The organism is Acinetobacter guillouiae, from assembly GCF_002370525.2.
In the GTDB taxonomy this organism is placed as follows: domain Bacteria; phylum Pseudomonadota; class Gammaproteobacteria; order Pseudomonadales; family Moraxellaceae; genus Acinetobacter; species Acinetobacter guillouiae.
The window spans coordinates 4,377,946-4,399,044 of sequence record NZ_AP014630.1 but is presented as its reverse complement, the minus strand read 5'-3'; the positions used below and the strand labels follow the sequence as shown (position 1 = coordinate 4,399,044).

Sequence of the window (21,099 nt, the reverse complement as noted above, 5' to 3'; positions counted from 1 at the left end):
AATATTTTAGATTTCAAATTTACACGCTTGGCGTAAACTCTTGCACTGATCATGTGTTCGAGTAATTTTAGATGTTGTCTTTATTTTTGAAATGTATTCTGGGTGCAGCAGTGGTTTTGTTGATTTCAATTCTTTCAAAAAGTAAGGCATTTTATATTGCAGGTTTAGTCCCACTTTTTCCAACGTTTGCATTGATCGCACATGTGATTGTGGCGCAGGAAAAAGGTGCTGAAGCCTTAAAGCAAACAGCTTTATTCGGGCTGTGGTCGTTGATACCGTATTTCATTTATTTGTTCACGGTCTATTTATTGGCAACTAAGCTTTCGATGTGGTCTTGTTTAGGGATTGCAATGTTATGCTGGATTGTGGCTGCTGCGGTTTTGATTTATGCATGGCAATTGTTTCAGAATGGATCGGTTTTATGATTTATTGAATCAATAAAAAGAGTTGCAATGAATACTTTTGAGTTGATTGTAAAGTTAATGAGCCTTTGATCAAGGCTCATTTTTAATAATGAGCTGTTTAAACAATAAACTGTTTTGGGCTTTCTAGGTTCTTAATGGCATTGTAAATTTGATCTGCATGATTACACACAATCAGTTTTGCCCGATGCTGAGGTGGTAAAAAGCCTTCAATAACAGCATGGTCTAATTGCGCAATCAAATGGTCATAGAAACCATTGACGTTATATAACATCATCGGTTTTTGATGTTGATTCAATTGTCCCCATGTCGCGACTTCTAGAATTTCTTCAAAGGTACCAAAGCCACCAGGTAGAGCGACAAAAGCACTCGCGCGTTCAGCCATCATTGCCTTACGTTCATGCATGTTTTGCACAATATGTAATTCTGTTAATTGGTTATGGGCAATTTCATAATCCAGCATAAATTCGGGAATAACACCAACGACATCACCACCATGTTCCGTGACCGTATCTGCAACTTGGCCCATTAAGCCAATACTTGCACCGCCATAGACGATTCCAAAACCTTGTTCTGCGATGCCTTGGGCAAGTTGGATGGCTTTTTCTCGATAGGTGGGGTTATTTCCAGGTCGGGAGCCACAATAGAGCGCGATTAAACATTGTGTGGCTTTATGTTGTTGTTGATCTAATTCGAAAGGTTTATTCATCATTACAGGCAATACACTATTCATAATTTATTTTTTCACCTTAACTTATCATGTTCTTATACATTTCTACTACTTTAAGTAAGAAATGTGACAAAAACATGTTGTGTTATCGGCGCTTTTGCAATGATTTGTATCACTTTGATTTTGTATTTAATTTTAGATAAATCAGTAAAAATCCTGATAAATGAGATGAAATTCCTATCTGGATTGCCTATAATTAACGCTTATTTATCAACAAATGAATCATCATGGGTAGTGGTTGTAGTCGCTCCGAAAATGCACAATCTTTAGACAAAATAATAGTTCAAAATACACTAAAGTTTTCTTCTCAATTCCGAAATTTACAGTTCTCACATGCTGAAAATAGCTATTGCACATTTTCAATGGAGCAAGATCAATGATACTTGAGTGGATGTCTGATCCTTCTGCATGGGTTGGTCTTGCAACTTTAGTTGTTTTAGAAATCGTTTTGGGTATTGATAACCTTGTATTTATTGCAATTTTGGCAGAAAAACTTCCGCCTGAACAACGTGATAAAGCAAGGATTATTGGGCTTTTACTTGCTCTCTGTATGCGGATGGTGTTACTGGCATCCATTGCATGGGTGGTGACATTAACCGAACCATTATTCCATCTCTTTGAGCATGCTTTTTCTGGCCGTGATCTGATCTTGCTGTTTGGTGGTGTGTTCTTATTGTTTAAAGGCACAATGGAACTACATGAACGCCTTGAAGGTGGTCAGGATCTTAAAGAAGAAAATCCTGTTCATGCTGTATTTTGGATGGTCATTGTCCAAATTGTTGTTTTAGATGCAGTATTCTCCCTCGATAGTGTGATCACCGCTGTGGGAATGGTGAAAGAACTTTCAGTGATGATGATCGCTGTGGTGATTGCTGTAGCTATTATGCTGTGGGCATCAAAAGCCTTGATGGACTTTGTCAATAAGCACCCAACAGTCGTGATTCTATGTCTTGGCTTTTTGATGATGATTGGTTTTTCATTGATCGTCGAAGGTTTTGGTTATCACATTCCAAAAGGTTATTTATATGCAGCGATTGGTTTCTCGGTACTGATCGAATTTATGAACCAAACCATGCGTAAAAACCAAGAGAAAATGGTGACAACGACCGACTTACGTTTCCGTACAGCTTCTGCGGTATTGAAAATGTTAGGCGGAAAAAGTGCCGATAGTCAAAATGGTAAAGCGGATGATGTGATCGCAACACAAGCACTGGCAGATGAAATTTTTGATGATGAAAATGGTGCTTACCATAGTGTTATGGTTCAAGGGGTCTTGGGACTATCAGAACGTCCAGTAAAATCGGTCATGACACCGCGCCCTGAACTAGAATGGTTAGATTTGGATGAAGACGAAGCCAGCATTAAAGAAAATTTGATGGCAATGTCACATTCACGTTTAATTTTGGCACATGGTGAATTGGATAATATTGCGGGTATTGTTTTAACCCATAAAGTTTTAAATGATTATATCGAAACGGGTGTTTTAAATTTTGAAAAACACTTACGCGAGCCTGTGATTGTGCATGAAAATGCGCAAGTGTTGATGGTGATGGAACAACTGCGTCAGGCACCCTTACAAATGGCGATTGTATTAAATGAATATGGGTCAATTGAAGGGATTGCAACGCCGATTGATGTGCTTGAAGCAATCGCAGGCGAGTTCCCTGATGAAGATGAACTAGAGGCTGCTGCGGAAAGTCTTGAAGATGGTTCGTTGATCCTTGAAGGTTCAACAGATATTCGTCATGTTTCTTTGCTGTTAGGTCGTGATTTAGTCGATGAGTCAGAACAATACTCAACCCTTTCGGGTTATATCTTGTTCCATCTCGGGCGTTTGCCTGAAAATGGTCAAAAGCTTCAAGTCGATGGTTATGAGTTTGAAGTGGTAACGATGGATGGGCATAAGATTGAGAAGGTGCATATTATGGCATTAACAAAATCTAAAGATGCCGAGTCCTAATGAATTTGTTGTAATGAAGCCAGTCGAAAGACTGGCTTCTTGCTATCTGGTCATTGCGAATAATGATTTAAACCATATCGTTAAAATGATATCTGGATGACATCATTTATATAGAAAGAATAGGTTTCGATTTCCTGCTGGGTTGGATTATCATTGAGCCTATTCAGATTTTGAGTATTTTCATGTCCAATCTATCCTGTCCATGTGGTTCAGCACTTTATGCTGAATGCTGTCAGCCGCTGCATTTGGGGAAGAACAAAGCCAAGACAGCAGCACAGTTGATGCGTTCGCGTTATAGCGCTTTTGTCAAACATGAGATTGATTATATTGTTCAGACCACTGCGCTTGGACAGCAGCAAGCTTTGGATGTTAAAGCGATTTCAGACTGGAGCAAAGCCAATCAATGGCTCAGTCTCGAAGTGGTGCAAGCCCAAGAAAAGCTCGATAAAAATCATGCTCAAGTTGAATTTAAAGCACATTTTCATGATGGTCAGCAGGCTCAAATACACCATGAAGTTTCACACTTTGTGCAGCATGATGGTGTATGGTATTTCTTAGATCCAACCACAGATCAGCCTATCACCATGAAACAGCCATGTATTTGTGGATCCGCCAAAAAATTTAAGCAATGTTGCGCACAATTTTTATAACTTTTAGATCATTTTTGACTTAAAATAGCGCGCATCTTTTCCCATCAGTGGATGAAGGGCAATGTTACTGACGATTATTTATATTATAGCCATTACAGCAGAAGCCATGACTGGAGCGTTGTCCGCAGGACGACGTAGTATGGACTGGTTTGGGGTGATACTGATAGCCTGTGTCACTGCACTCGGTGGCGGTTCTGTGCGAGATGTTTTACTTGGACATTATCCACTGACTTGGGTCAAACATCCTGAATACCTTGTCCTGACATGCTGTGCTGCCTTTGTCACCATTATTATTGCCAAATGGATGAAGCACTTACATTCCATTTTCTTATTGTTGGATGCTTTAGGCTTAATTGGTTTTACCATTATTGGCTGTCAAATTGCCTTGCAAATGGGGCATGGTTTTGTGGTTTCCGCGGTTGCTGGGGTATTAACAGGGGTATCTGGTGGTATTCTACGGGATATTCTGTGTAATGATGTTCCGCTGGTCTTCCGTCGTGAACTGTATGCATCGATTTCCTTTGTTGCGGTGATTTTCTATTGGTTCTGTATAGATTTTGGTTTATCGCTTGAAATTACCGTAGTTTCTACTTTAGTTTTTGGTTTTGCATTACGTTGTGTGGCGATTTATTTTGGTTTGGAAATGCCGAAATTTATCTATAAAGATCATGATGAACAATCGGCATCTTCTAAAGATGAGTCCTAAGAATGGATGCTTGAACAGCAGCTATTGACTGTGAATCGCTACGTTTAAATTTGAGCTTGGTATGTCATATCTGATTCAGCAAAATCTTAAACTTGAAAAATTTACTGAGCTAGATTTTGCTGTGTATTTTGAATTGGTCAAAAATATTAAAGTCATGCAAATGATTACCGAGCGGGCATTAACGCTTGAGGAAGCACATACGGAATTTGCCAAGATTTTATCCAAGAATGCCTATGATGTAGCATTGGGAAATTATAAAATTCTTGATGCTCAAACAAATGACTTTATCGGTTTAGCCAAACTTGAGTTGGATCAGCCAACAGCAACAACTGCGGAATTGGGTTATATGCTTTTACCCGAATATTGGGGGAAAGGTATTGCCAGTCAGGTTGTTACATTTTTAATTGAGCATGCAAAACAACAAGCATATTTAAAGGATCTCATGGCTATTATTGATCCCGAAAATATACCTTCAAGAAAAATATTGATAAACAATGGTTTCCATTCTCAAGAGTTTAAAGATTTTGACGGACTAGCAGGAGAAATTCTGCTGTTCAGTCTTTAAAATTAAACAGCGAGCCAAAGTTGTTTCTGCTTTTACATATTTGTTGAGTGCATTATGGATTTAGTATCACGTGTACAACGCTTACCCATAGGTAAATTTCACTATACCTTACTCTGGGTGATCGGACTGGGCTGGATGTTTGATGCCATGGATACAGGACTGATCTCCTTTATTCTCACCAAAATGGCAGAAGAATGGCAAATGACCCCTACTGAAAAAGGCTGGGTGGTCTCCATTGGCTTTGTGGGTATGGCAATTGGTGCTGTATTTTCAGGTGGCTTGGCTGATCGAATTGGTCGTAGAACAGTCTTTGCGATTACTTTGGTGACCTATAGCATTGCAACCGCGTTATGTGCTTTTGCGCCGAATCTGACTTGGTTATTGCTGTTCCGTTTTATTGTTGGATTAGGTCTGGGTGGACAACTTCCTGTGGCTGTAACTTTGGTCAGTGAATATATTCCTGCTCAAGTACGTGGTCGATTTATCGTACTTTTAGAAAGTTTCTGGGGACTTGGCTGGCTTGTTGCTGCGCTTATTTCTTATTTTGTAATTCCTGATTATGGTTGGCATATAGCATTTTTGATTGGTGGTTTACCTGCAATTTATGTTTTTATGATTCTCAAAAAAGTGCCTGAATCGGTTCCTTATTTGATTAATCGTGGACGAATTGAAGAAGCCCATGCACTGGTACAGAAACTGGAACGGCAGTGTGGGGTAGAAGTGATCGAAACCATTGAAGTCAAACCTGTTTCAGCAAAACAAACGATCTCATTTTCACAGCTTTGGTCAGGTGCTTTTGCCCGTCGTACTTTGATGCTGTGGTTGATTTGGTTTGGTATCGTCTATTCTTATTATGGCATTTTTACTTGGTTACCAAGTTTGCTAGTCAAGCAGGGCTATACCATTGTGCAGTCTTTTGAATATGTACTCGGGATGATTTTGGCACAATTACCCGGTTATGTGGCTGCGGCTTGGTTGGTGGAAAAGCTTGGACGGAAAGTAACACTCGCTGGTTTTATTGCTATGTGTGCGCTTTCTGCTTACTTCTTTGGTCAAGCGACCTCAGTCAATATGATTATGTTGTGGGGATGCTTAATGTCGTTCTTTAATTTGGGTGCATGGGGGGTGCTATATACTTATACACCTGAACAATACCCAACCAATATTCGTGCTTTTGGCTCAGGTTGGGCATCTGCAATCGGTCGTATGGGGGGAATTGTCGCACCGTTGGTGGTGACCCATATGATGGTGGCAAGTGATGGGTTTAGTTCCGTCTTTATGATGTTTACGATTGTACTTTTCGCTGTTGCCGCTGTGGTTTTGGTCTTGGGTGAAGAAACCAAAGGTAAGACCTTAGAAGAGATTGGGTTATAGTGGTTTATTGAAATATATAAAAACATAGCGCTAAAAAACGATAACAAAGAAAAAGTATACAATGGCTGATATAGGGTTAATCTTGCCTCTCAGCCATTTTAATTTCTCTAACGTTAAAATTAAAAAAACCAATCATTCATAGCGATATTATCAAATAGATCAGACCAGTATTGAGGGCGAAATAATGAAAAGTAAAATAGGATTAAGCTTTTGTATTGTTTATCTTTTGCTTAGCGCATTTTGTCTTTATATCGCGTTAGATCCAATGACGGATAACAAAGGAAACTTTGTTTTCTTACAATTACCGATAGGTTTTCAAGTGTCGGCATTTAATGCAATTGGTTTAGGTCCTTTATTCGATCGGCTGTCTTGGATGCAAGCGTACAGTTTTGTGGTTCCTGTTACTTTACTGTTTCTATATGGGATCGGGTGGTTGTTGAGTTCGAGCATTCATTCTATAAAAACGCGAAATGGACCACTTCAATAAGTTTCAGCATTTATAAATTTCATTTGAAATAAAGCGCATACCCCAATTTAAAAATAGCAGTTTAAATAAAAGTTGCTCATTTCTTAAAAAATGGATAATTTTACGTCATTAGAAAGATCTAAAGACGCAATTTGTCGTTGTAGGGTACACTTGCACTTGTGTAGTCAGACCCTGCGACTTAGCATAAGAACGTAGATACAAAACATTTATTTAGAACGCACTTATTTAGGATAAAAGGTTGTTATGACAAGCCTTGCGCATCATGCGACAGAAAATCGTTCCGTAGCAGAATTTACTGAACAAGCTTACCTCAACTATGCCATGTACGTGATTATGGATCGTGCATTGCCACACATTAGTGATGGTTTAAAACCTGTACAACGCCGTATCGTTTATGCGATGAGCGAATTGGGATTAAAACCAAGCGGTAAGCCGAAAAAGTCTGCGCGTACAGTCGGTGATGTATTGGGTAAATACCATCCGCATGGTGACTCAGCCTGTTATGAGGCTATGGTGTTGATGGCACAGCCATTTAGTTACCGTTACCCATTTATTGAAGGGCAAGGGAACTGGGGTTCGCCTGATGATCCTAAATCATTCGCAGCCATGCGTTATACCGAAGCCAAACTCTCACCTTATAGTGATTTGTTGCTTTCTGAATTAGGTCAAGGAACCTGTGATTGGCAAGATAACTTTGATGGTTCAATGAAAGAGCCTGTCAATTTACCAGCACGTGTACCAAATATTTTACTCAATGGTACCACTGGTATTGCAGTGGGAATGGCAACGGATATTCCGCCACACAATTTACGTGAAGTGGTTAAAGGTACGATTGCTTTAATCCGTAATCCAAACTTAACAGATGAAAAAATTGCAGAATATATTCCTGCACCTGACTTACCGACCAAAGCAGAAATTATTACACCACGTGATGAATTATTAAAAATTCAAATGACTGGACGTGGTAGCTATCGTACCCGTGCCGTATATACCATTGAAAAAAATGAAATTATTATCACTGAGCTGCCATATCAGGTTTCTGGCTCAAAAGTCATCACGCAAATTGCAGATCAAATGCAAGCCAAAAAACTGCCATTGGTCAGTGACTTACGTGATGAATCAGACCATAAAAACCCAACACGTTTGGTGATTGTATTACGTTCAAACCGTATCGATGCCGATGCAGTCATGAGCCATTTGTTTGCGACAACCGATTTAGAGTCGAGCTATCGTGTCAATATGAACATGATCGGTGCTGATGGTCGTCCACAAGTTAAATCAATCCGTCGCATTTTATTAGAATGGATTGAAATTCGTAAGAGTACTGTCACACGTCGTCTGCAATATCATCTGAATAAAATTGAAAAGCGCCTACATATTCTTGGTGGTTTGATCATTGCGTATTTGAACATTGATGAAGTGATCAAAATTATTCGCGAAGAAGATCAACCTAAACCCGTGTTGATGATGCGTTTCAATATTGATGAAGTTCAGGCAGAAGCAATTTTAGAGCTTAAGTTACGCCATTTGGCAAAACTTGAAGAAATGGAAATGCGCCGTGAGCAAGAAGAACTTGAGGCCAGAGCAGCGGTGATTCGTGAACAACTTGCAAATCCTGAGTCATTAAAATCTTTAATTATCGAAGAACTTAAAGATGATGCGAAGAAGTTTGGTGATGATCGTCGTTCACCGATTGTGCAACGTGAAGAATCACAGGCCATTAGTGAACAAGATTTAATGCCTGCTGAAGCGGTAACAGTGATCCTTTCTGAAGCGGGCTGGGTTCGTGCAGCCAAAGGTCATGATATTGATGTTGAAAAATTAAATTTCCGTGCTGGTGATCAGTACTTGAGTTCAGCACAAGGCAAGTCCAATCAGAAAGTATATATTTTAGATGAAACTGGACGAAGTTATGCTTTGGCCATCAATAGTTTGCCATCGGCGCGTGGTTTAGGAGAACCGTTGAGTTCAAAACTTTCTCCAGCCAATGGTGTGGGCTTTATGCAAGTCCTGATTGAAGATGAAGAAAAAGAAATAGTTGCTGTAAGTTCAAAAGGTTATGGCTTTAAATCGCAAGCTAAACAATTGGATACCAATGCCAAAGCGGGTAAAACATTCCTGACAGTTGCTGAAAATGCGACAGCAATGCCAATTGAAGTCGTTGAAAATCATACTCATTTGGCTATACTCAGCTCAGCAGGACGGCTACTTTTAATTGAATTATCTGAGTTGCCAACGCTGAATAAAGGTAAAGGAAATAAGTTGATACAACTTGAAACTAATGAGTCTGTTCAGTTTATGTTAACTTTGAATTTAGATGAAGTAATACAAGTGCTTGCAGGGCAGCAACAATTAAAATTAAAAGGGGAAGATTTACAGAAATATATTGGTAAACGCGCATCAAAAGGTCAGTTGTTACCGCGTGGATATCAAAAAGCAAATAAACTGTTGATTCAAAGATAAAACTAGCATCCTTGGATTGAAATACGTTATATATGCAAAGTGTTCGTGAAAATGGATGCAATATTGAGCACAAAGAAGCCAAAAAATTATGTTCAATATTGAGAAAAACAGTTTAAAACTAAGGATTACTGATTGGAGATTATGGCATTATGGAAAAAGTTTGGTTCGCTGAATATCAAAAAACTGGAATTCCAGAAACAGTAGAATTGCCACAGGAAAATAGCTCTCTTATTGATATTTTTGAGCGTAATTTCCAAAAATTTGGTTCACGTGATGCCTTTATCTTCATGGATAAAGTGATGTCATTCAGTGACCTTGAATTGGCAAGCCGTAAATTTGCGACTTATTTGCAAAGTTTAGGTTTGGCAAAAGGTTCACGTGTTGCAGTGATGATGCCTAACGTCCTTCAGTATCCCGTTGTTGCTTTAGGTGTATTCCGTGCAGGTTTGGTACTTGTGAATGTGAATCCACTTTATACAGCACGTGAATTAGAACACCAACTTAATGACTCAGGCGCTGAAGCTTTAGTCATTGTTGAAAACTTTGCGACTGTTTATCAAGCGATTATTGGCAAAACACCTGTAAAACATGTTGTTGTTGCATCCGTTGGCGATATGTTGGGTACTTTAAAAGGGACTTTGGTGAATTTTGTTCTACGTAAAGTGCGTAAACAAATTCCAGACTGGAATATTCCAGGACATATTAAGTTTAATGCAGCATTGGCAAAAGTAAGCCCGAGCAATTATAAACGTCCAACCATGACCCTCAGTGATACTGCTGTACTTCAGTACACAGGCGGTACTACGGGCGTTTCCAAAGGGGCGGAACTGACGCACCGTAACTTAGTAGCAAACTTGCTGCAATGTGATGGCATTTTCCAAAGTAAATTTGGTCAAGGTGATGGCGCGAAAGATGATCGTATCTTCTGTGCTTTACCGCTTTATCACATCTTCGCATTCATGGTGTGTGCGATGTATGGTATGTATAAAGGTCAGGCAAATATTCTGATTCCAAATCCACGTGATTTACCTGCGGTGATTAAAGAATTACGTAAATACCAACCGGGTTTCTTCCCTGCGGTAAATACTTTGTTCAATGCGTTGGTACATAATGAAGAATTTAGACAGCTCGACTTCAGTAAGTTAAAAATGGCGATGGGTGGTGGTATGGCCGTGTTGCCGTCAACCGCTGAAGAATGGAAAAAAGTTACTGGAACCATCATTATTGAAGGTTATGGTTTATCTGAAACGTCTCCAGTTGCAACTGCAAACCCGCCTGCAACGACTGAGTTTAGCGGTACAATTGGTATTCCTTTACCACTGACTGATGTTGCGATCTTAGATGATGATGGCAATCATTTGTCACAAGGTGAGCAGGGTGAAATCTCGATTCGTGGCCCTCAAGTGATGAAAGGCTATTGGAATCGCCCAGATGAAACTGCAAAAGTCATGACAGCTGACGGTTATTTCCGTACCGGTGATATTGGGATCATGGATACCCGCGGTTATTTCAAAATTGTCGATCGTAAGAAAGACATGATTTTAGTATCAGGCTTTAACGTCTATCCTTCTGAAATTGAAGAAGTGATTGCACAGCATCCAAAAGTGCTTGAAGTGGCTGCAATTGGTGTACCTGATGAAAAATCTGGTGAAGTGCCAAAACTATTTGTGGTGAAAAAAGATCCGTCTTTAACCACTGAAGAAGTTCTTGAATATGCAAAAGAAAACTTAACTGGTTATAAACGTCCGCGTTATGTTGAATTTATGGATGATTTACCAAAATCAAATGTAGGTAAAATCCTACGTAAAGATTTACGTAAATAATTGAAAAGTTAAAGATAAAAAAGCGCCAACAAGGGCGCTTTTTTATGCTTGAGGTAAAACAATCAATCGCTTTATATGGTGATTTTATTTTTTATGCGAACGAATATACCAACCGTCAATATAGGGGCGGCTTAAGCCAACAATTGCTGTAAAAGTCAGCATCGTGCCCATTTGACGACCCAGTGCAGAAGGATGAATACTGCCATAGCTAAAATAAATATCGATTAAACAGTATACGACAATAATGGCTAACCAAAAGTATAGATTCATACGCTTTATGCCGACCGCAAAAAAGGCCACCACCAAAACAATAAGCGTCCCCAAGGTGGATTGCCAATTGTAATTTGCACAAATCACGCACAAGAGAAAAGCCAAAATTGGCAATACAATTTTAAGAATACGATCAATCTCCGCTTGTTGATGGCGCTGCTTTTCTAAAACCTCAAACAATTCATTTTGATCTGGTTGCACGTTATTGTCCTCACTACACAATTTTGCAAAACTCTGCATTTAACAAAAAATATTCTGTTCATGCCATGCTATGATAACTCGCATTAACACTTCATGAGAAAAAATCATGTCTGGGATAGATGGCATCATATATTTAATTCTAATTGCCTGTTTACTTCCTTATGTTTTTACCATTATTGCGAAAGCGTCTGGTGGTTTTAAAGCTGCTGATAATCAGAATCCACGTGAATTTTTAGCCAAAACCACAGGCTTAGCGGCACGTGCCAATGCAGTACAACAGAATAGTTTTGAGAGCTTACCTTTATTTATTGCTGCGATTTTAATGGCAGAGTATATGGTGGTATCACAACATCTGATTATGATGTTAGGGATTGCCTATATCGTGTTACGCATTATTTATGGAATTTGCTATTTGGCGAATATTTCAGCGCTACGTACCATTATTTGGGCTTTGTCCTTAGCTTGCCCAATTATTTTATTGTTATTGGTTATTCGCATCGTCTAAACAGTTTTCGATGAAATTCATTCATTTTGATGATGCAAAATGTATAATCCGCATCTGTTTGCGCAATTTAGCGTTATAATCGACAAGATTTTAAATAAGACCTCACTTGAAAGAGTATCCTATGAGCTATAGCAATATTCCTGCTGGTAAAGATGCACCAAATGACATCTACGTAATTATCGAAATCCCAGCAAATGCTGCACCGATTAAATATGAAGTAGATAAAGATTCAGATGCTTTATTTGTAGATCGTTTCATGGGTACAGCAATGTTCTACCCAGCGAACTATGGTTATGTACCAAATACATTGTCTGAAGATGGTGACCCATTAGACGTATTGGTTGTAACTCCACACCCATTGGTACATGGTTCAGTGATTCGTTGTCGTCCTGTTGGTAAATTAAACATGGAAGATGATGGTGGTATCGATGCGAAACTAATCGCAGTTCCACATGATAAATTGACTCCGCTTTATAAAGATGTGAAAGAGTATTCAGATCTTCCTGCTTTGTTGTTGAATCAAATTGAACATTTCTTTGCACATTACAAAGATTTAGAGCCTGGCAAATGGGTTAAATTGACAGGTTGGGAAAGTTCAGAAGTTGCCAAAGCTGAAGTCTTAAAAGCAATCGAAGCTGCAAAATAAGCCTGATTAAAACGTGGTTTGAAAATTGAAAAATGTTCAAATCCATAAAAAAACCTGCATCATTCAATGCAGGTTTTTTTGTTTCTGTGGCTTTATTCTAAATTAGAAAAATTTCACAGGAATATCTAAGAAAATACGCCATTCATTGGTATCACCAATATAGACAGGATTATACGCTTCACTTGCACGGTAGTAAGAGTGACGTAGACGTAAGCTCGCATCTTTTGCAAAACCACTTTGCATGGTGTATTTCACCTGATTAAAGAATTCACGTTCTTGTGCATCATCAGTTACATTGCGGACTTTAATATCCCAACCATAAACAAATGCTGTGGTCCAATTTAAGCCAGCAACACCATAATTGCTAAAGTCTAGGTTATATTGAACTTGTGCTGATTTTTCATGGTTACCAATAAAATCAGACATATAAGAGTTTGGTAAATAAATACTTTGGAAACCGTCAGCATTTTGACCATAGTCATAACCCACATCACCGGTATTTTGTTGGTAAGCCAACATCACAGTGTGCGGACCTTGATTATAAGTAGAAGACAATGCCCAGATATTATTGGTTTTTTCTACGCCTGCTTTACCTGTGCTTGCATAATCCACATCGACAGGACCAGTTGCAGAATAGGTATTGGCATTTTTATCAAACTTGGTGTGATAACCACTGAAATCAAAAGTTAAAGAACTTTGATTTGCCAATGGGTATTTATAATTTGCATTGATATAATGACGTTCTAACGCATTTTTAGAATCTAAACCATAATAAGATGCACTCAGTTGGTCATCAAATTTGTATTTAGCACCCCAAACAATCGCATCATCTAATTTATTACCATCAGTACTGATCTGATCAGACATTTGGTCTTTAGTGAATTTACCAGCAACAAGTTCTAAATTTTTAATTTCATGGCTGGTTAATAACGTACCTGTAAAATATTCAGGAACAAGACGTGTTGTATTACTTGCCAGTACAGGTAAATCTAAAACTTGTGTACCATAACGTACAGTCGTATTTGAGAAACGAGCTTTTACGTTTGCGCCACCACGTGCCCAATGATCATATGGATCAACTCGTCCATTTGCGTCTCTTGCACCATTATTTTTGAGTGCAATCATATTATTGCCAGCATGGTTGTTTGGACCGATTTTAAAAGAACCATCACCAACCACACCAACACCGAAACCGACGATACCTTGAGTGAAGCCTGAATCTAAGTCAACAATTGCAGTTTGTGCAAATGAGCTTTGATCGTCAATACCATGTTTTTTATCACGAAGGATATAACCTGTACGAAACAATACAGAACCTTTGGCATCTTCAACGAACCCTTTTGCTTCACTTTGTTCGCTAGCAAATGTAGGGGATATTAGAACCGCGTTAATTAATACAGCTAAAGTAAGTTTTGGAGCATTCAACATGAATTGCCTCGTGAACGAGAATAGATTGCACTGACTGATCGAATTCAGAACAGATTGTGGATGAATTGTATATTTAATCTATAAAAAGGGAATCTCTTTTGCTTAAAAATATTACATTTCTGTAATCTTTTACGCAATATTAATTTCTTTACTTATGAGAAAAAGTTCTAAAGATTTATTAAAATGATGATTTTATGTGAAATGTAAAATAAATTAGAAAATATGCTGAATTTATCTCCATGTTTTTTACCAAAAATTTAAAAACACAGTAAAATTCGCCTTTATTTATACGCCCGCCTGTTTGCCATCATGAACTCACTTATTTCTAAACTGTTATGGGCAATGCCTATATGTATCGCGTCGTGCCCTACATTTGCTGACGAATCAAATGTCTTGGTTAAAAATGGCACGATCTCTGGAAATGTGGGACTGGTATCCAAGTACATCTATCGAGGTGGAGTTGAAAATGATGATATTGCTGCGCAAGGTGGTTTAAGTTATGCACATAAAAGTGGCATCACGGTGGGGTATTGGGGTTCTACACTGAGCTATAACCCCGCAGATGATACGCAAAATCATGGTTTTGAAAATAATTTTTATTTAGCTTATGCTCAGGAAATTGCGCAAAATTGGAGCTATAACTTAAAAACCACTGCATATGTTTATCATAAAGGCGGTACTGTTTATGCCGATCAAGCTGATCATCGTAAAACCACCTATACCGATTTATCTGCTGAGCTAAGTTATAAGAATCTAACTGCGGGTGCTTCAGTGATGTTAGCTGATGCATCTTCTGCCAATGCTGGTGATGTTTATCTCAGCATTGCGTATCGTCATGCGTTGGTTCAAGATTTTATTTTTAACACTTCTATTGGTGCATCTCTATATAACAGTCATCATGATGACAGTATTGTGCAAACCGAACAGAATTTTGCATTGAGCGAAATACGCTTGGGAGTCAGTAAAGCCATTGCCAATACAGGTGTTGCTGCTTCATTAGACTATGTGATTGGCGGTAAAGATCGTTTAGGTGAAGCGTATAAGGACAATCTGGTCTTTGGTTTAGCTTATAGTTTTTAACATGAACATGTGTGAGTCATTCAGCCTGACTCATTTTATTTAAGTGTATGACTGAACATTGGGCATGCACTTTTTTTAGGCATTTTTTAAACTGTGTGCTTTTTCTGAGCAAAAACAATATCCACCCCTAAAATCATCCTATATAAAAAGCCTAAAGCAATATTTATATGCTTTTTATGACAACAATAAAGCACATTATAGAAAATTTACGCTTAGATTTTTCATACTACTTTGCATTAAAACCACATTTAAAGTAGGTCGGTATGAATCAGTTCCATCAAGTGATACTTGAAATAGCATGTGTTCAACAATTGAAGAATAAAAAAAATCATCCACAATTTTTTAATTTTAAAATATTGATTATCAATAGATTGCTACGTATTTCTGAATTTTATAAAAAGCTTGAGTTTCATCTTGGCATGGCAATTGCTAATTGCTTAGGGAGTTCATCAAATTTTAGCATAACAAATAAACATCGTATGATGGGGGAGCACTTAAGATGAAATTCTCAACTAAAGCACTAACATTGGCAGTTCTATCGTCTACAGCAACAATGGCAATGGCGGAAGACAACGCACTGTCAAAATTAGGTTTAAGCTTTTCAGGTAGTGCTGCCGTAACGAGTGACTATCGTTTCCGCGGTATGACTCAAAATTATAACGATCCAGCAGTACAAGCGGGTTTTACCTTGTCGCATAGTTCAGGTTTATATGCGGCTCTTTGGGGTTCAAATGTAAATTTTGGTGAGGCAGATCCACATTTAGAATTAGATCCATCTATTGGTTATACAACAGCATTGGCATTATCTCCAACCTTTAAACCGACTTTGGATGTTGGTGTTGTTGAATATAATTATCCAAGTGCAAGCAGTGATTTTAACTGGACTGAGTTTTATGCAAAATTAATATTTGCCGATGTCTTGGTTAAAGGCAGTAGTTTATTGACCAATGTGAACTATACCAATGACTGGGCAGCAGTTGGTGGGAACAGTTGGAATTTTAACGTTGGTTATTCAGCGCCATTTGGTGATACAGGGTTTGGCGGGCTTGCCAATGTTGGTTATACCACAATGGATAAAAAAGCATTACCTGATGGTAAAGACAATTATGTCGACTGGAAAGTTGGGGTGAACTATGCAGTTAAATCTATTCCAGGAGTAACAGCGGAACTTGCAGCAGTCGGAACCAATATTGATACTGATGGATTCACTAATTCTGGGAAACGTGGTGTTGAAACAGGTGCGGTGTTTACTTTAACTAAAGCGTTCTAAGCGCAAATTAAAATCTATAAAGGTGACCTTGAGTCACCTTTATTTTTTGCGATTTGGAAATAAATTAGGCTTTCACTTCAAATGCTGGATGATATTTTACCGTTCCTTGTGGAATGCTTTGATTAAAGCTAAGGGCTTGAAAATATTCAGCAGACACACCTTCAAGGATCAAACTGTCATGTGGCTGAAAGCCAAATTTTGAATAATAGGCAGGATCTCCAAGCACCACACATCCTGCGACATTGAATTGTTGTAACTGCTGTAATGCGTGGTGGATTAAAGCTTTGCCAACCCCTTGTTGTTGATATTCTGGTGCAACTGAAATTGGACCTAAACCATACCAATGTTGTGCACCAGAAGAAATCTCCACAGGTGAAATTGCCACATGCCAATAATCTGCTGATCCAATTCAGCAACAACTGAAATGGTTAATTGATTTGCCTCTCTGAGTGCATTGACGATCAAGTGTTCTGTATGGTCGGTATGCGCTGCATTTAGAAAAGCCAATTGAGTGAGATTGAAAATATTTTCAATGTCGTCTGCATGTTCGTTGCGTAGGGTTAGATTTAGCATGCTATTTATCTTCTATACGTCATAGTTTGGATTCTAAGATTGAGTTCCCCGATATGACAAGGCTTCGGTTAAATGGGCACTTTGGATTTGCTCACTTTGAGCCAAATCTGCAATGGTCCTTGAAACACGTAAAATTCGATGATATGCCCGCGCAGATAAATTTAAACGTTGTTGTGCCATTTCCAGCATTCGCTTGGATGTTTCATCTAAAATCACATATTTTTCTAAGTCTTTTGGCGATAAGTTGTGATTTAAATAGCCTTGTCTTTGAATTTGAAAATCGCACGCATCAATCACCCGTTCCCGTACTGTTGCTGAATCTTCGACAGGCGTTTGATCCTGTAATTCTTGGGCTTTTAATGGTGGCACATCGATATGTAAATCAATGCGATCCAATAATGGACCTGAAATTCGGTTTTGATAGCGTTTAATTGCTTCAGCCGAACATTGGCAGCGACTGTCTTGGTTAAATGCATAACCACAAGGGCAGGGGTTCATTGCTGCAATCAATTGAAAGTTGGCGGGAAATGTAATTTGGCGTGATGCTCTAGAAATAACGATTTCTTTAGATTCGAGAGGTTGCCTTAAAACTTCGAGCACTTTTTTGTCAAACTCAGGCAGCTCGTCTAAAAATAGTACCCCTAAGTGCGCAAGCGTAATCTCTCCGGGTTTTGGATTTGAACCGCCACCGACAAGAGCGATTGCAGATGCAGTATGGTGCGGGGCGCGAAATGGGCGCTGTCCAAAATGGTGTTTGGTCTTGGCAATTGAATAAATACTGGCAACTTCAAGATTTTCTTGTGGATTTAAGGCTGGCAGAATACTCGGTAAGCGTGACGCTAACAGGGTTTTACCTGTACCCGGTGGGCCTTTAAATAAAAGGGAATGTCCACCTGCTGCTGAAATTTCTAAAGCGCGTCGTGGGCGTAATTGCCCTTTGACATCTGCCAAATCAAATTTGTAGGTATTGTCTTGCGGTATTTTTTGCCGAGCAGTTGCATCAATTTTTTGTAGATTTAAGAAATGCTCACAGACTTGTTTTAAGTGCTGTGCAGCAAATACCTGAAACTCAGGCAATTGCGCTGCTTCAGCGGCATTTTCCTGCGGCAACATCAATTGATGCTTGGCCATTTGACATGCCATTGCAATGGTTAAGGTCCCTGTAATTGGTCTTAAGTGTCCATCCAGTGCTAATTCACCAATAAACTCAAAATGATCTGTGACATTTTCAGGAAGTTGCCCTGTGGCAATCAAGATACCGAGTGCAATGGGCAGATCTAAACGAGAGCCATCTTTGGGCAGATCCGCAGGTGCGAGATTGATGGTTAAGCGTTTGCTTGGGAATTGATAACCACTGTTAATGATGGCAGATCGAACGCGATCTTTACTTTCACGAACTGCAGCTTCAGCTAAGCCAACAATTGTTAAAGAAGGCAGCCCTGCACTAACATGGACCTCCACTTCAATTAAAGGTGCATGCAGCCCGAGCAAACCTCGGGTATAAATTTTGGCTAAAGACATTGTTGTTTTCCACTTGTGCTTTATTTTTAATCATTATTATATTTTTTGCACCAATAATGTGCAAATTTAGTTTATTTTTTATCCTGAATCAGCACCTCAAGTGCTTTGACCTGTTCTTGTAAATCGGTCAAACGTAAATTGGCATTATTTAGTGCAGTCTTTTGACGTTCAATTTCGTCTTTTGAAACGATATCCATTTTAGAAATGGCTTCATTCAGCAAGGCGCGTAAATTATGTTCTATGTCTTTCTTAGGCTGATCAACCTGTTCCAAAATTGCTTGTAATAATGTTTCAATCATGAGGAATCCAAATGAGTAATGTTCTTTGCCTAGTGTAACATCGCGTATTGATTTTATTTAAGTAATTTTTTATCCGATGCGTAAAGCATGATGTCTCCTATAATTTAGCAATGAAATCTAAAAAAACACGCAATATTATGTGTTTTTTAAAGTTGCAACTTCACCTAAGTATATACAATAGGTTATAAAGGCAATGCATGTTGATTGAATTAATCACCCCAACCATTAATAAGATTGGCATGAAAATTGAACATAAAACCTTACTGGTGAAATAAGCCGAAGGAAAACAATATGAAGCTCGTAACTGCAATTGTAAAACCGTTTAAATTAGATGACGTGCGTGAAGCACTGTCTGATATAGGCGTTCAAGGGATTACCGTAACTGAAGTTAAAGGTTTTGGTCGTCAAAAGGGGCATACTGAACTTTATCGTGGCGCTGAGTATGTTGTTGATTTTCTGCCTAAAGTGAAAATCGAAATCGCAATCAGTGATGACATGGTAGATTCAGTGATTGAATCTATTACACGCGTTGCTAGCACTGGCAAAATTGGTGATGGAAAAATTTTCGTGACTAATTTAGAGCAAGTAATTCGTATTCGTACAGGTGAAACAGGTCCAGACGCTGTTTAATTTGGCACGAAGATTGCTGGTTATGTATATCAATACATAACTCACAAAATTAGGTTGGGGGATACGAATGAAAAAAATGCTATTAGCGCTCAGCCTGTCTGGCGCACTTCTTGGCGGATCAGTTGCGTGGGCAGAAGAAAACGTAGCTGAGCCTGCATCTACAGCTGTTGCAACGGCAAGTGATGTGACTGCAACAGTCGCCGATACATCGGCAACCGTTGCGCCTGAAACGGTGACTGCCACAGCTGCGCCAGCAGCAGAAGCAGAAAAACCAACTTTAAATACAGGTGATACAGCGTGGATTCTTGTATCTACAGCACTTGTATTGCTAATGACAATTCCCGGTTTAGCATTGTTCTACGGCGGTATGGTTCGTAAGAAAAATGTGCTTGCCACCATGGCGCAAAGCTTTACTGCCGCAGCAGTGGTCAGCATCGTATGGGTGGTCATTGGTTATTCACTTGCATTTGGTTCTGGTAATGCTTTTATTGGTGGTTTCGATAAAATCATGTTATCTGGAATTACAACAGATGCGCTGAGTGGCACAATTCCAGAAATTCTTTTCGTTATTTTCCAAATGACTTTTGCGATCATTACCGTTGCCATCATCAGTGGTTCTGTGGCTGATCGTATGAAATTTAGTGCTTGGATCACATTCATTACGATTTGGGTCATTATTGTTTATGCACCGATTGCACACTGGGTATGGGGTGGTGGCTGGTTAATGAATGATGGCGCGCTTGATTTTGCTGGTGGTACGGTTGTTCATATTAACTCGGGTGTTGCCGGTTTAGTTGCTGCGTATTTACTGGGTAAACGTATGGGCTTAGGCAAAGAATCTATGGCACCACATAACTTAACCTTAACTGTATTGGGTGCAAGCTTGGTATGGGTCGGTTGGTTTGGTTTCAATGGTGGTTCTGCTTTAGGTGCCAATGGTTCAGCAGCGTATGCTTTGGTCACAACTCAAATCGCAGCCGCAGCGGCAGCAATTGCTTGGTTAGTGGTTGAAAAAATTGTTCGTGGTAAAGGTTCAGTATTGGGTGCAGCATCGGGTGCAGTTGCTGGTCTGGTTGTGATTACGCCAGCGGCAGGTTTTGTGACAGTAAGCGGTGCGTTGATCATGGGCTTAATCGGTGGTGTAGTGTGCTTCTGGGGGATCTCTGGTCTTAAACGTATCCTTAAAGCAGATGATTCATTGGATGCATTTGGTTTACATGGTGTAGGTGGTATTGTTGGTGCGATTTTAACAGCAGTATTTGCCAGCTCATTCATTATGGGCGACAAAGCACCGACAGATGTTATGCATCAATTATGGGTACAAGTTGAAGGTGTGTTAGCAACAATCGCATACTCAGCAGTTGTGACCTTTATCCTACTTAAAATTATCGATGTTGTGATTGGGATCCGTGTTGAATCTGATGATGAGCGTATGGGTCTCGATTTAAGCCAACATGGCGAACGTATCGAATAATCAATCTAATTAGAATAATAAC

21 protein-coding genes and 1 pseudogene are annotated in these 21,099 nt (G+C 39.1%); 16 read left to right on the top strand and 6 right to left on the bottom strand.

Features of this window, described 5'->3' with window-relative positions:
• Positions 1 to 71: 71 nt before the first annotated feature.
• The gene (locus AS4_RS20510; protein WP_096735331.1) at positions 72 to 425 is read left to right on the top strand and encodes a GlpM family protein; all 354 of its coding nucleotides are present in this window, start codon (positions 72 to 74) and stop codon (positions 423 to 425) included.
• A gap of 97 nt (positions 426 to 522) precedes the next feature.
• Here the strand turns inward: AS4_RS20510 and AS4_RS20505 are convergent, their stop codons facing one another.
• Positions 523 to 1,155, bottom strand: a complete 633-nt coding sequence (locus AS4_RS20505) for an LOG family protein (RefSeq protein ID WP_004816519.1) — start codon at positions 1,153 to 1,155, stop codon at positions 523 to 525.
• 373 nt (positions 1,156 to 1,528) lie between these two features.
• On the opposite strand from AS4_RS20505, the gene AS4_RS20500 reads away from it, so the two are divergent.
• The 8 genes from AS4_RS20500 to AS4_RS20465 all read left to right on the top strand — a co-directional run bounded on the left by AS4_RS20500 (position 1,529) and on the right by AS4_RS20465 (position 11,180).
• Positions 1,529 to 3,112: a TerC family protein gene (locus AS4_RS20500; RefSeq protein WP_004816521.1), complete on the top strand. Its 1,584-nt coding sequence runs from the start codon at positions 1,529 to 1,531 to the stop codon at positions 3,110 to 3,112.
• A 182-nt stretch (positions 3,113 to 3,294) separates the two neighbouring features.
• On the top strand, positions 3,295 to 3,762 hold the full coding sequence (locus tag AS4_RS20495; protein WP_096735330.1) for a YchJ family protein: 468 nt from the start codon (positions 3,295 to 3,297) through the stop codon (positions 3,760 to 3,762).
• 61 nt (positions 3,763 to 3,823) lie between these two features.
• On the top strand, positions 3,824 to 4,468 hold the full coding sequence (locus AS4_RS20490) for a trimeric intracellular cation channel family protein (RefSeq protein ID WP_004816523.1): 645 nt from the start codon (positions 3,824 to 3,826) through the stop codon (positions 4,466 to 4,468).
• A gap of 61 nt (positions 4,469 to 4,529) precedes the next feature.
• Positions 4,530 to 5,033 (top strand): GNAT family N-acetyltransferase, encoded by a 504-nt coding sequence (locus tag AS4_RS20485; protein WP_096735329.1) that lies wholly within the window; start codon positions 4,530 to 4,532, stop codon positions 5,031 to 5,033.
• Between the two features lie 54 nt (positions 5,034 to 5,087).
• The gene (niaP, locus tag AS4_RS20480; protein ID WP_004816527.1) at positions 5,088 to 6,407 is read left to right on the top strand and encodes a niacin transporter NiaP; all 1,320 of its coding nucleotides are present in this window, start codon (positions 5,088 to 5,090) and stop codon (positions 6,405 to 6,407) included.
• A 184-nt stretch (positions 6,408 to 6,591) separates the two neighbouring features.
• The gene (locus AS4_RS20475) at positions 6,592 to 6,894 is read left to right on the top strand and encodes a hypothetical protein (protein WP_096735328.1); all 303 of its coding nucleotides are present in this window, start codon (positions 6,592 to 6,594) and stop codon (positions 6,892 to 6,894) included.
• A gap of 243 nt (positions 6,895 to 7,137) precedes the next feature.
• The gene (gene parC / locus AS4_RS20470) at positions 7,138 to 9,357 is read left to right on the top strand and encodes a DNA topoisomerase IV subunit A (RefSeq protein WP_034612682.1); all 2,220 of its coding nucleotides are present in this window, start codon (positions 7,138 to 7,140) and stop codon (positions 9,355 to 9,357) included.
• 149 nt (positions 9,358 to 9,506) lie between these two features.
• Entirely contained in the window at positions 9,507 to 11,180 is a 1,674-nt protein-coding gene (locus AS4_RS20465; protein WP_004816532.1) for a long-chain-fatty-acid--CoA ligase, read from the top strand.
• An 84-nt stretch (positions 11,181 to 11,264) separates the two neighbouring features.
• On the opposite strand, the gene AS4_RS20460 is transcribed toward AS4_RS20465, so the two are convergent.
• Positions 11,265 to 11,690, bottom strand: coding sequence for a hypothetical protein (locus AS4_RS20460; protein WP_051065591.1), 426 nt, complete (start codon positions 11,688 to 11,690; stop codon positions 11,265 to 11,267).
• A gap of 67 nt (positions 11,691 to 11,757) precedes the next feature.
• Here AS4_RS20460 and AS4_RS20455 point away from each other — a divergent pair, with 67 nt between their 5' ends.
• On the top strand, positions 11,758 to 12,156 hold the full coding sequence (locus AS4_RS20455; RefSeq protein ID WP_004725268.1) for an MAPEG family protein: 399 nt from the start codon (positions 11,758 to 11,760) through the stop codon (positions 12,154 to 12,156).
• A 121-nt stretch (positions 12,157 to 12,277) separates the two neighbouring features.
• Positions 12,278 to 12,802, top strand: a complete 525-nt coding sequence (gene ppa, locus AS4_RS20450) for an inorganic diphosphatase (RefSeq protein WP_004725270.1) — start codon at positions 12,278 to 12,280, stop codon at positions 12,800 to 12,802.
• A gap of 102 nt (positions 12,803 to 12,904) precedes the next feature.
• Here ppa and AS4_RS20445 read toward each other — a convergent pair whose 3' ends face one another.
• A complete protein-coding gene (locus AS4_RS20445; protein WP_096735327.1) occupies positions 12,905 to 14,230 on the bottom strand; it encodes an OprD family outer membrane porin in 1,326 nt (441 codons plus the stop codon).
• 309 nt (positions 14,231 to 14,539) lie between these two features.
• Here AS4_RS20445 and AS4_RS20440 point away from each other — a divergent pair, with 309 nt between their 5' ends.
• The 3 genes from AS4_RS20440 (at position 14,540) to AS4_RS20430 (ending at position 16,580) form a co-directional block, all read left to right on the top strand.
• Positions 14,540 to 15,310, top strand: a complete 771-nt coding sequence (locus tag AS4_RS20440) for a TorF family putative porin (protein WP_034612672.1) — start codon at positions 14,540 to 14,542, stop codon at positions 15,308 to 15,310.
• 263 nt (positions 15,311 to 15,573) lie between these two features.
• Complete coding sequence (locus AS4_RS20435) at positions 15,574 to 15,813, top strand: hypothetical protein (protein ID WP_096735326.1); 240 nt, start codon at positions 15,574 to 15,576, stop codon at positions 15,811 to 15,813.
• Positions 15,810 to 16,580: a TorF family putative porin gene (locus AS4_RS20430; RefSeq protein WP_004816545.1), complete on the top strand. Its 771-nt coding sequence runs from the start codon at positions 15,810 to 15,812 to the stop codon at positions 16,578 to 16,580. The genes AS4_RS20435 and AS4_RS20430 overlap by 4 nt, the downstream gene beginning before the upstream one ends.
• A 64-nt stretch (positions 16,581 to 16,644) precedes the next feature.
• Here the strand turns inward: AS4_RS20430 and AS4_RS20425 are convergent.
• The 3 genes and pseudogenes from AS4_RS20425 to AS4_RS20415 all read right to left on the bottom strand — a co-directional run bounded on the left by AS4_RS20425 (position 16,645) and on the right by AS4_RS20415 (position 18,973).
• Positions 16,645 to 17,153 (bottom strand): annotated as a pseudogene (locus AS4_RS20425) (GNAT family N-acetyltransferase).
• Between the two features lie 33 nt (positions 17,154 to 17,186).
• Positions 17,187 to 18,674, bottom strand: coding sequence for a YifB family Mg chelatase-like AAA ATPase (locus AS4_RS20420; RefSeq protein WP_096735325.1), 1,488 nt, complete (start codon positions 18,672 to 18,674; stop codon positions 17,187 to 17,189).
• A gap of 71 nt (positions 18,675 to 18,745) precedes the next feature.
• Positions 18,746 to 18,973 (bottom strand): accessory factor UbiK family protein, encoded by a 228-nt coding sequence (locus tag AS4_RS20415; protein ID WP_004725282.1) that lies wholly within the window; start codon positions 18,971 to 18,973, stop codon positions 18,746 to 18,748.
• 291 nt (positions 18,974 to 19,264) lie between these two features.
• On the opposite strand from AS4_RS20415, the gene glnK reads away from it, so the two are divergent.
• Positions 19,265 to 19,603 carry a P-II family nitrogen regulator gene (glnK, locus tag AS4_RS20410; RefSeq protein ID WP_004725283.1) on the top strand — a complete coding sequence of 113 codons (339 nt, stop codon included), beginning with the start codon at positions 19,265 to 19,267 and terminating at the stop codon, positions 19,601 to 19,603.
• Between the two features lie 67 nt (positions 19,604 to 19,670).
• The gene (locus tag AS4_RS20405) at positions 19,671 to 21,077 is read left to right on the top strand and encodes an ammonium transporter (protein WP_004816553.1); all 1,407 of its coding nucleotides are present in this window, start codon (positions 19,671 to 19,673) and stop codon (positions 21,075 to 21,077) included.
• Positions 21,078 to 21,099 lie beyond the last annotated feature (22 nt).

Coding starts and splice junctions, on each gene's coding strand:
- AS4_RS20510 (WP_096735331.1), top strand. CDS start 72: ATGTTGTCTTTATTTTTGAAATGTATTCTGGGTGCAGCAGTGGTTTTG.
- AS4_RS20505 (WP_004816519.1), bottom strand. CDS start 1,155: ATGAATAGTGTATTGCCTGTAATGATGAATAAACCTTTCGAATTAGAT.
- AS4_RS20500 (WP_004816521.1), top strand. CDS start 1,529: ATGATACTTGAGTGGATGTCTGATCCTTCTGCATGGGTTGGTCTTGCA.
- AS4_RS20495 (WP_096735330.1), top strand. CDS start 3,295: ATGTCCAATCTATCCTGTCCATGTGGTTCAGCACTTTATGCTGAATGC.
- AS4_RS20490 (WP_004816523.1), top strand. CDS start 3,824: ATGTTACTGACGATTATTTATATTATAGCCATTACAGCAGAAGCCATG.
- AS4_RS20485 (WP_096735329.1), top strand. CDS start 4,530: ATGTCATATCTGATTCAGCAAAATCTTAAACTTGAAAAATTTACTGAG.
- niaP (WP_004816527.1), top strand. CDS start 5,088: ATGGATTTAGTATCACGTGTACAACGCTTACCCATAGGTAAATTTCAC.
- AS4_RS20475 (WP_096735328.1), top strand. CDS start 6,592: ATGAAAAGTAAAATAGGATTAAGCTTTTGTATTGTTTATCTTTTGCTT.
- parC (WP_034612682.1), top strand. CDS start 7,138: ATGACAAGCCTTGCGCATCATGCGACAGAAAATCGTTCCGTAGCAGAA.
- AS4_RS20465 (WP_004816532.1), top strand. CDS start 9,507: ATGGAAAAAGTTTGGTTCGCTGAATATCAAAAAACTGGAATTCCAGAA.
- AS4_RS20460 (WP_051065591.1), bottom strand. CDS start 11,690: ATGCAGAGTTTTGCAAAATTGTGTAGTGAGGACAATAACGTGCAACCA.
- AS4_RS20455 (WP_004725268.1), top strand. CDS start 11,758: ATGTCTGGGATAGATGGCATCATATATTTAATTCTAATTGCCTGTTTA.
- ppa (WP_004725270.1), top strand. CDS start 12,278: ATGAGCTATAGCAATATTCCTGCTGGTAAAGATGCACCAAATGACATC.
- AS4_RS20445 (WP_096735327.1), bottom strand. CDS start 14,230: ATGTTGAATGCTCCAAAACTTACTTTAGCTGTATTAATTAACGCGGTT.
- AS4_RS20440 (WP_034612672.1), top strand. CDS start 14,540: ATGAACTCACTTATTTCTAAACTGTTATGGGCAATGCCTATATGTATC.
- AS4_RS20435 (WP_096735326.1), top strand. CDS start 15,574: ATGAATCAGTTCCATCAAGTGATACTTGAAATAGCATGTGTTCAACAA.
- AS4_RS20430 (WP_004816545.1), top strand. CDS start 15,810: ATGAAATTCTCAACTAAAGCACTAACATTGGCAGTTCTATCGTCTACA.
- AS4_RS20420 (WP_096735325.1), bottom strand. CDS start 18,674: ATGTCTTTAGCCAAAATTTATACCCGAGGTTTGCTCGGGCTGCATGCA.
- AS4_RS20415 (WP_004725282.1), bottom strand. CDS start 18,973: ATGATTGAAACATTATTACAAGCAATTTTGGAACAGGTTGATCAGCCT.
- glnK (WP_004725283.1), top strand. CDS start 19,265: ATGAAGCTCGTAACTGCAATTGTAAAACCGTTTAAATTAGATGACGTG.
- AS4_RS20405 (WP_004816553.1), top strand. CDS start 19,671: ATGAAAAAAATGCTATTAGCGCTCAGCCTGTCTGGCGCACTTCTTGGC.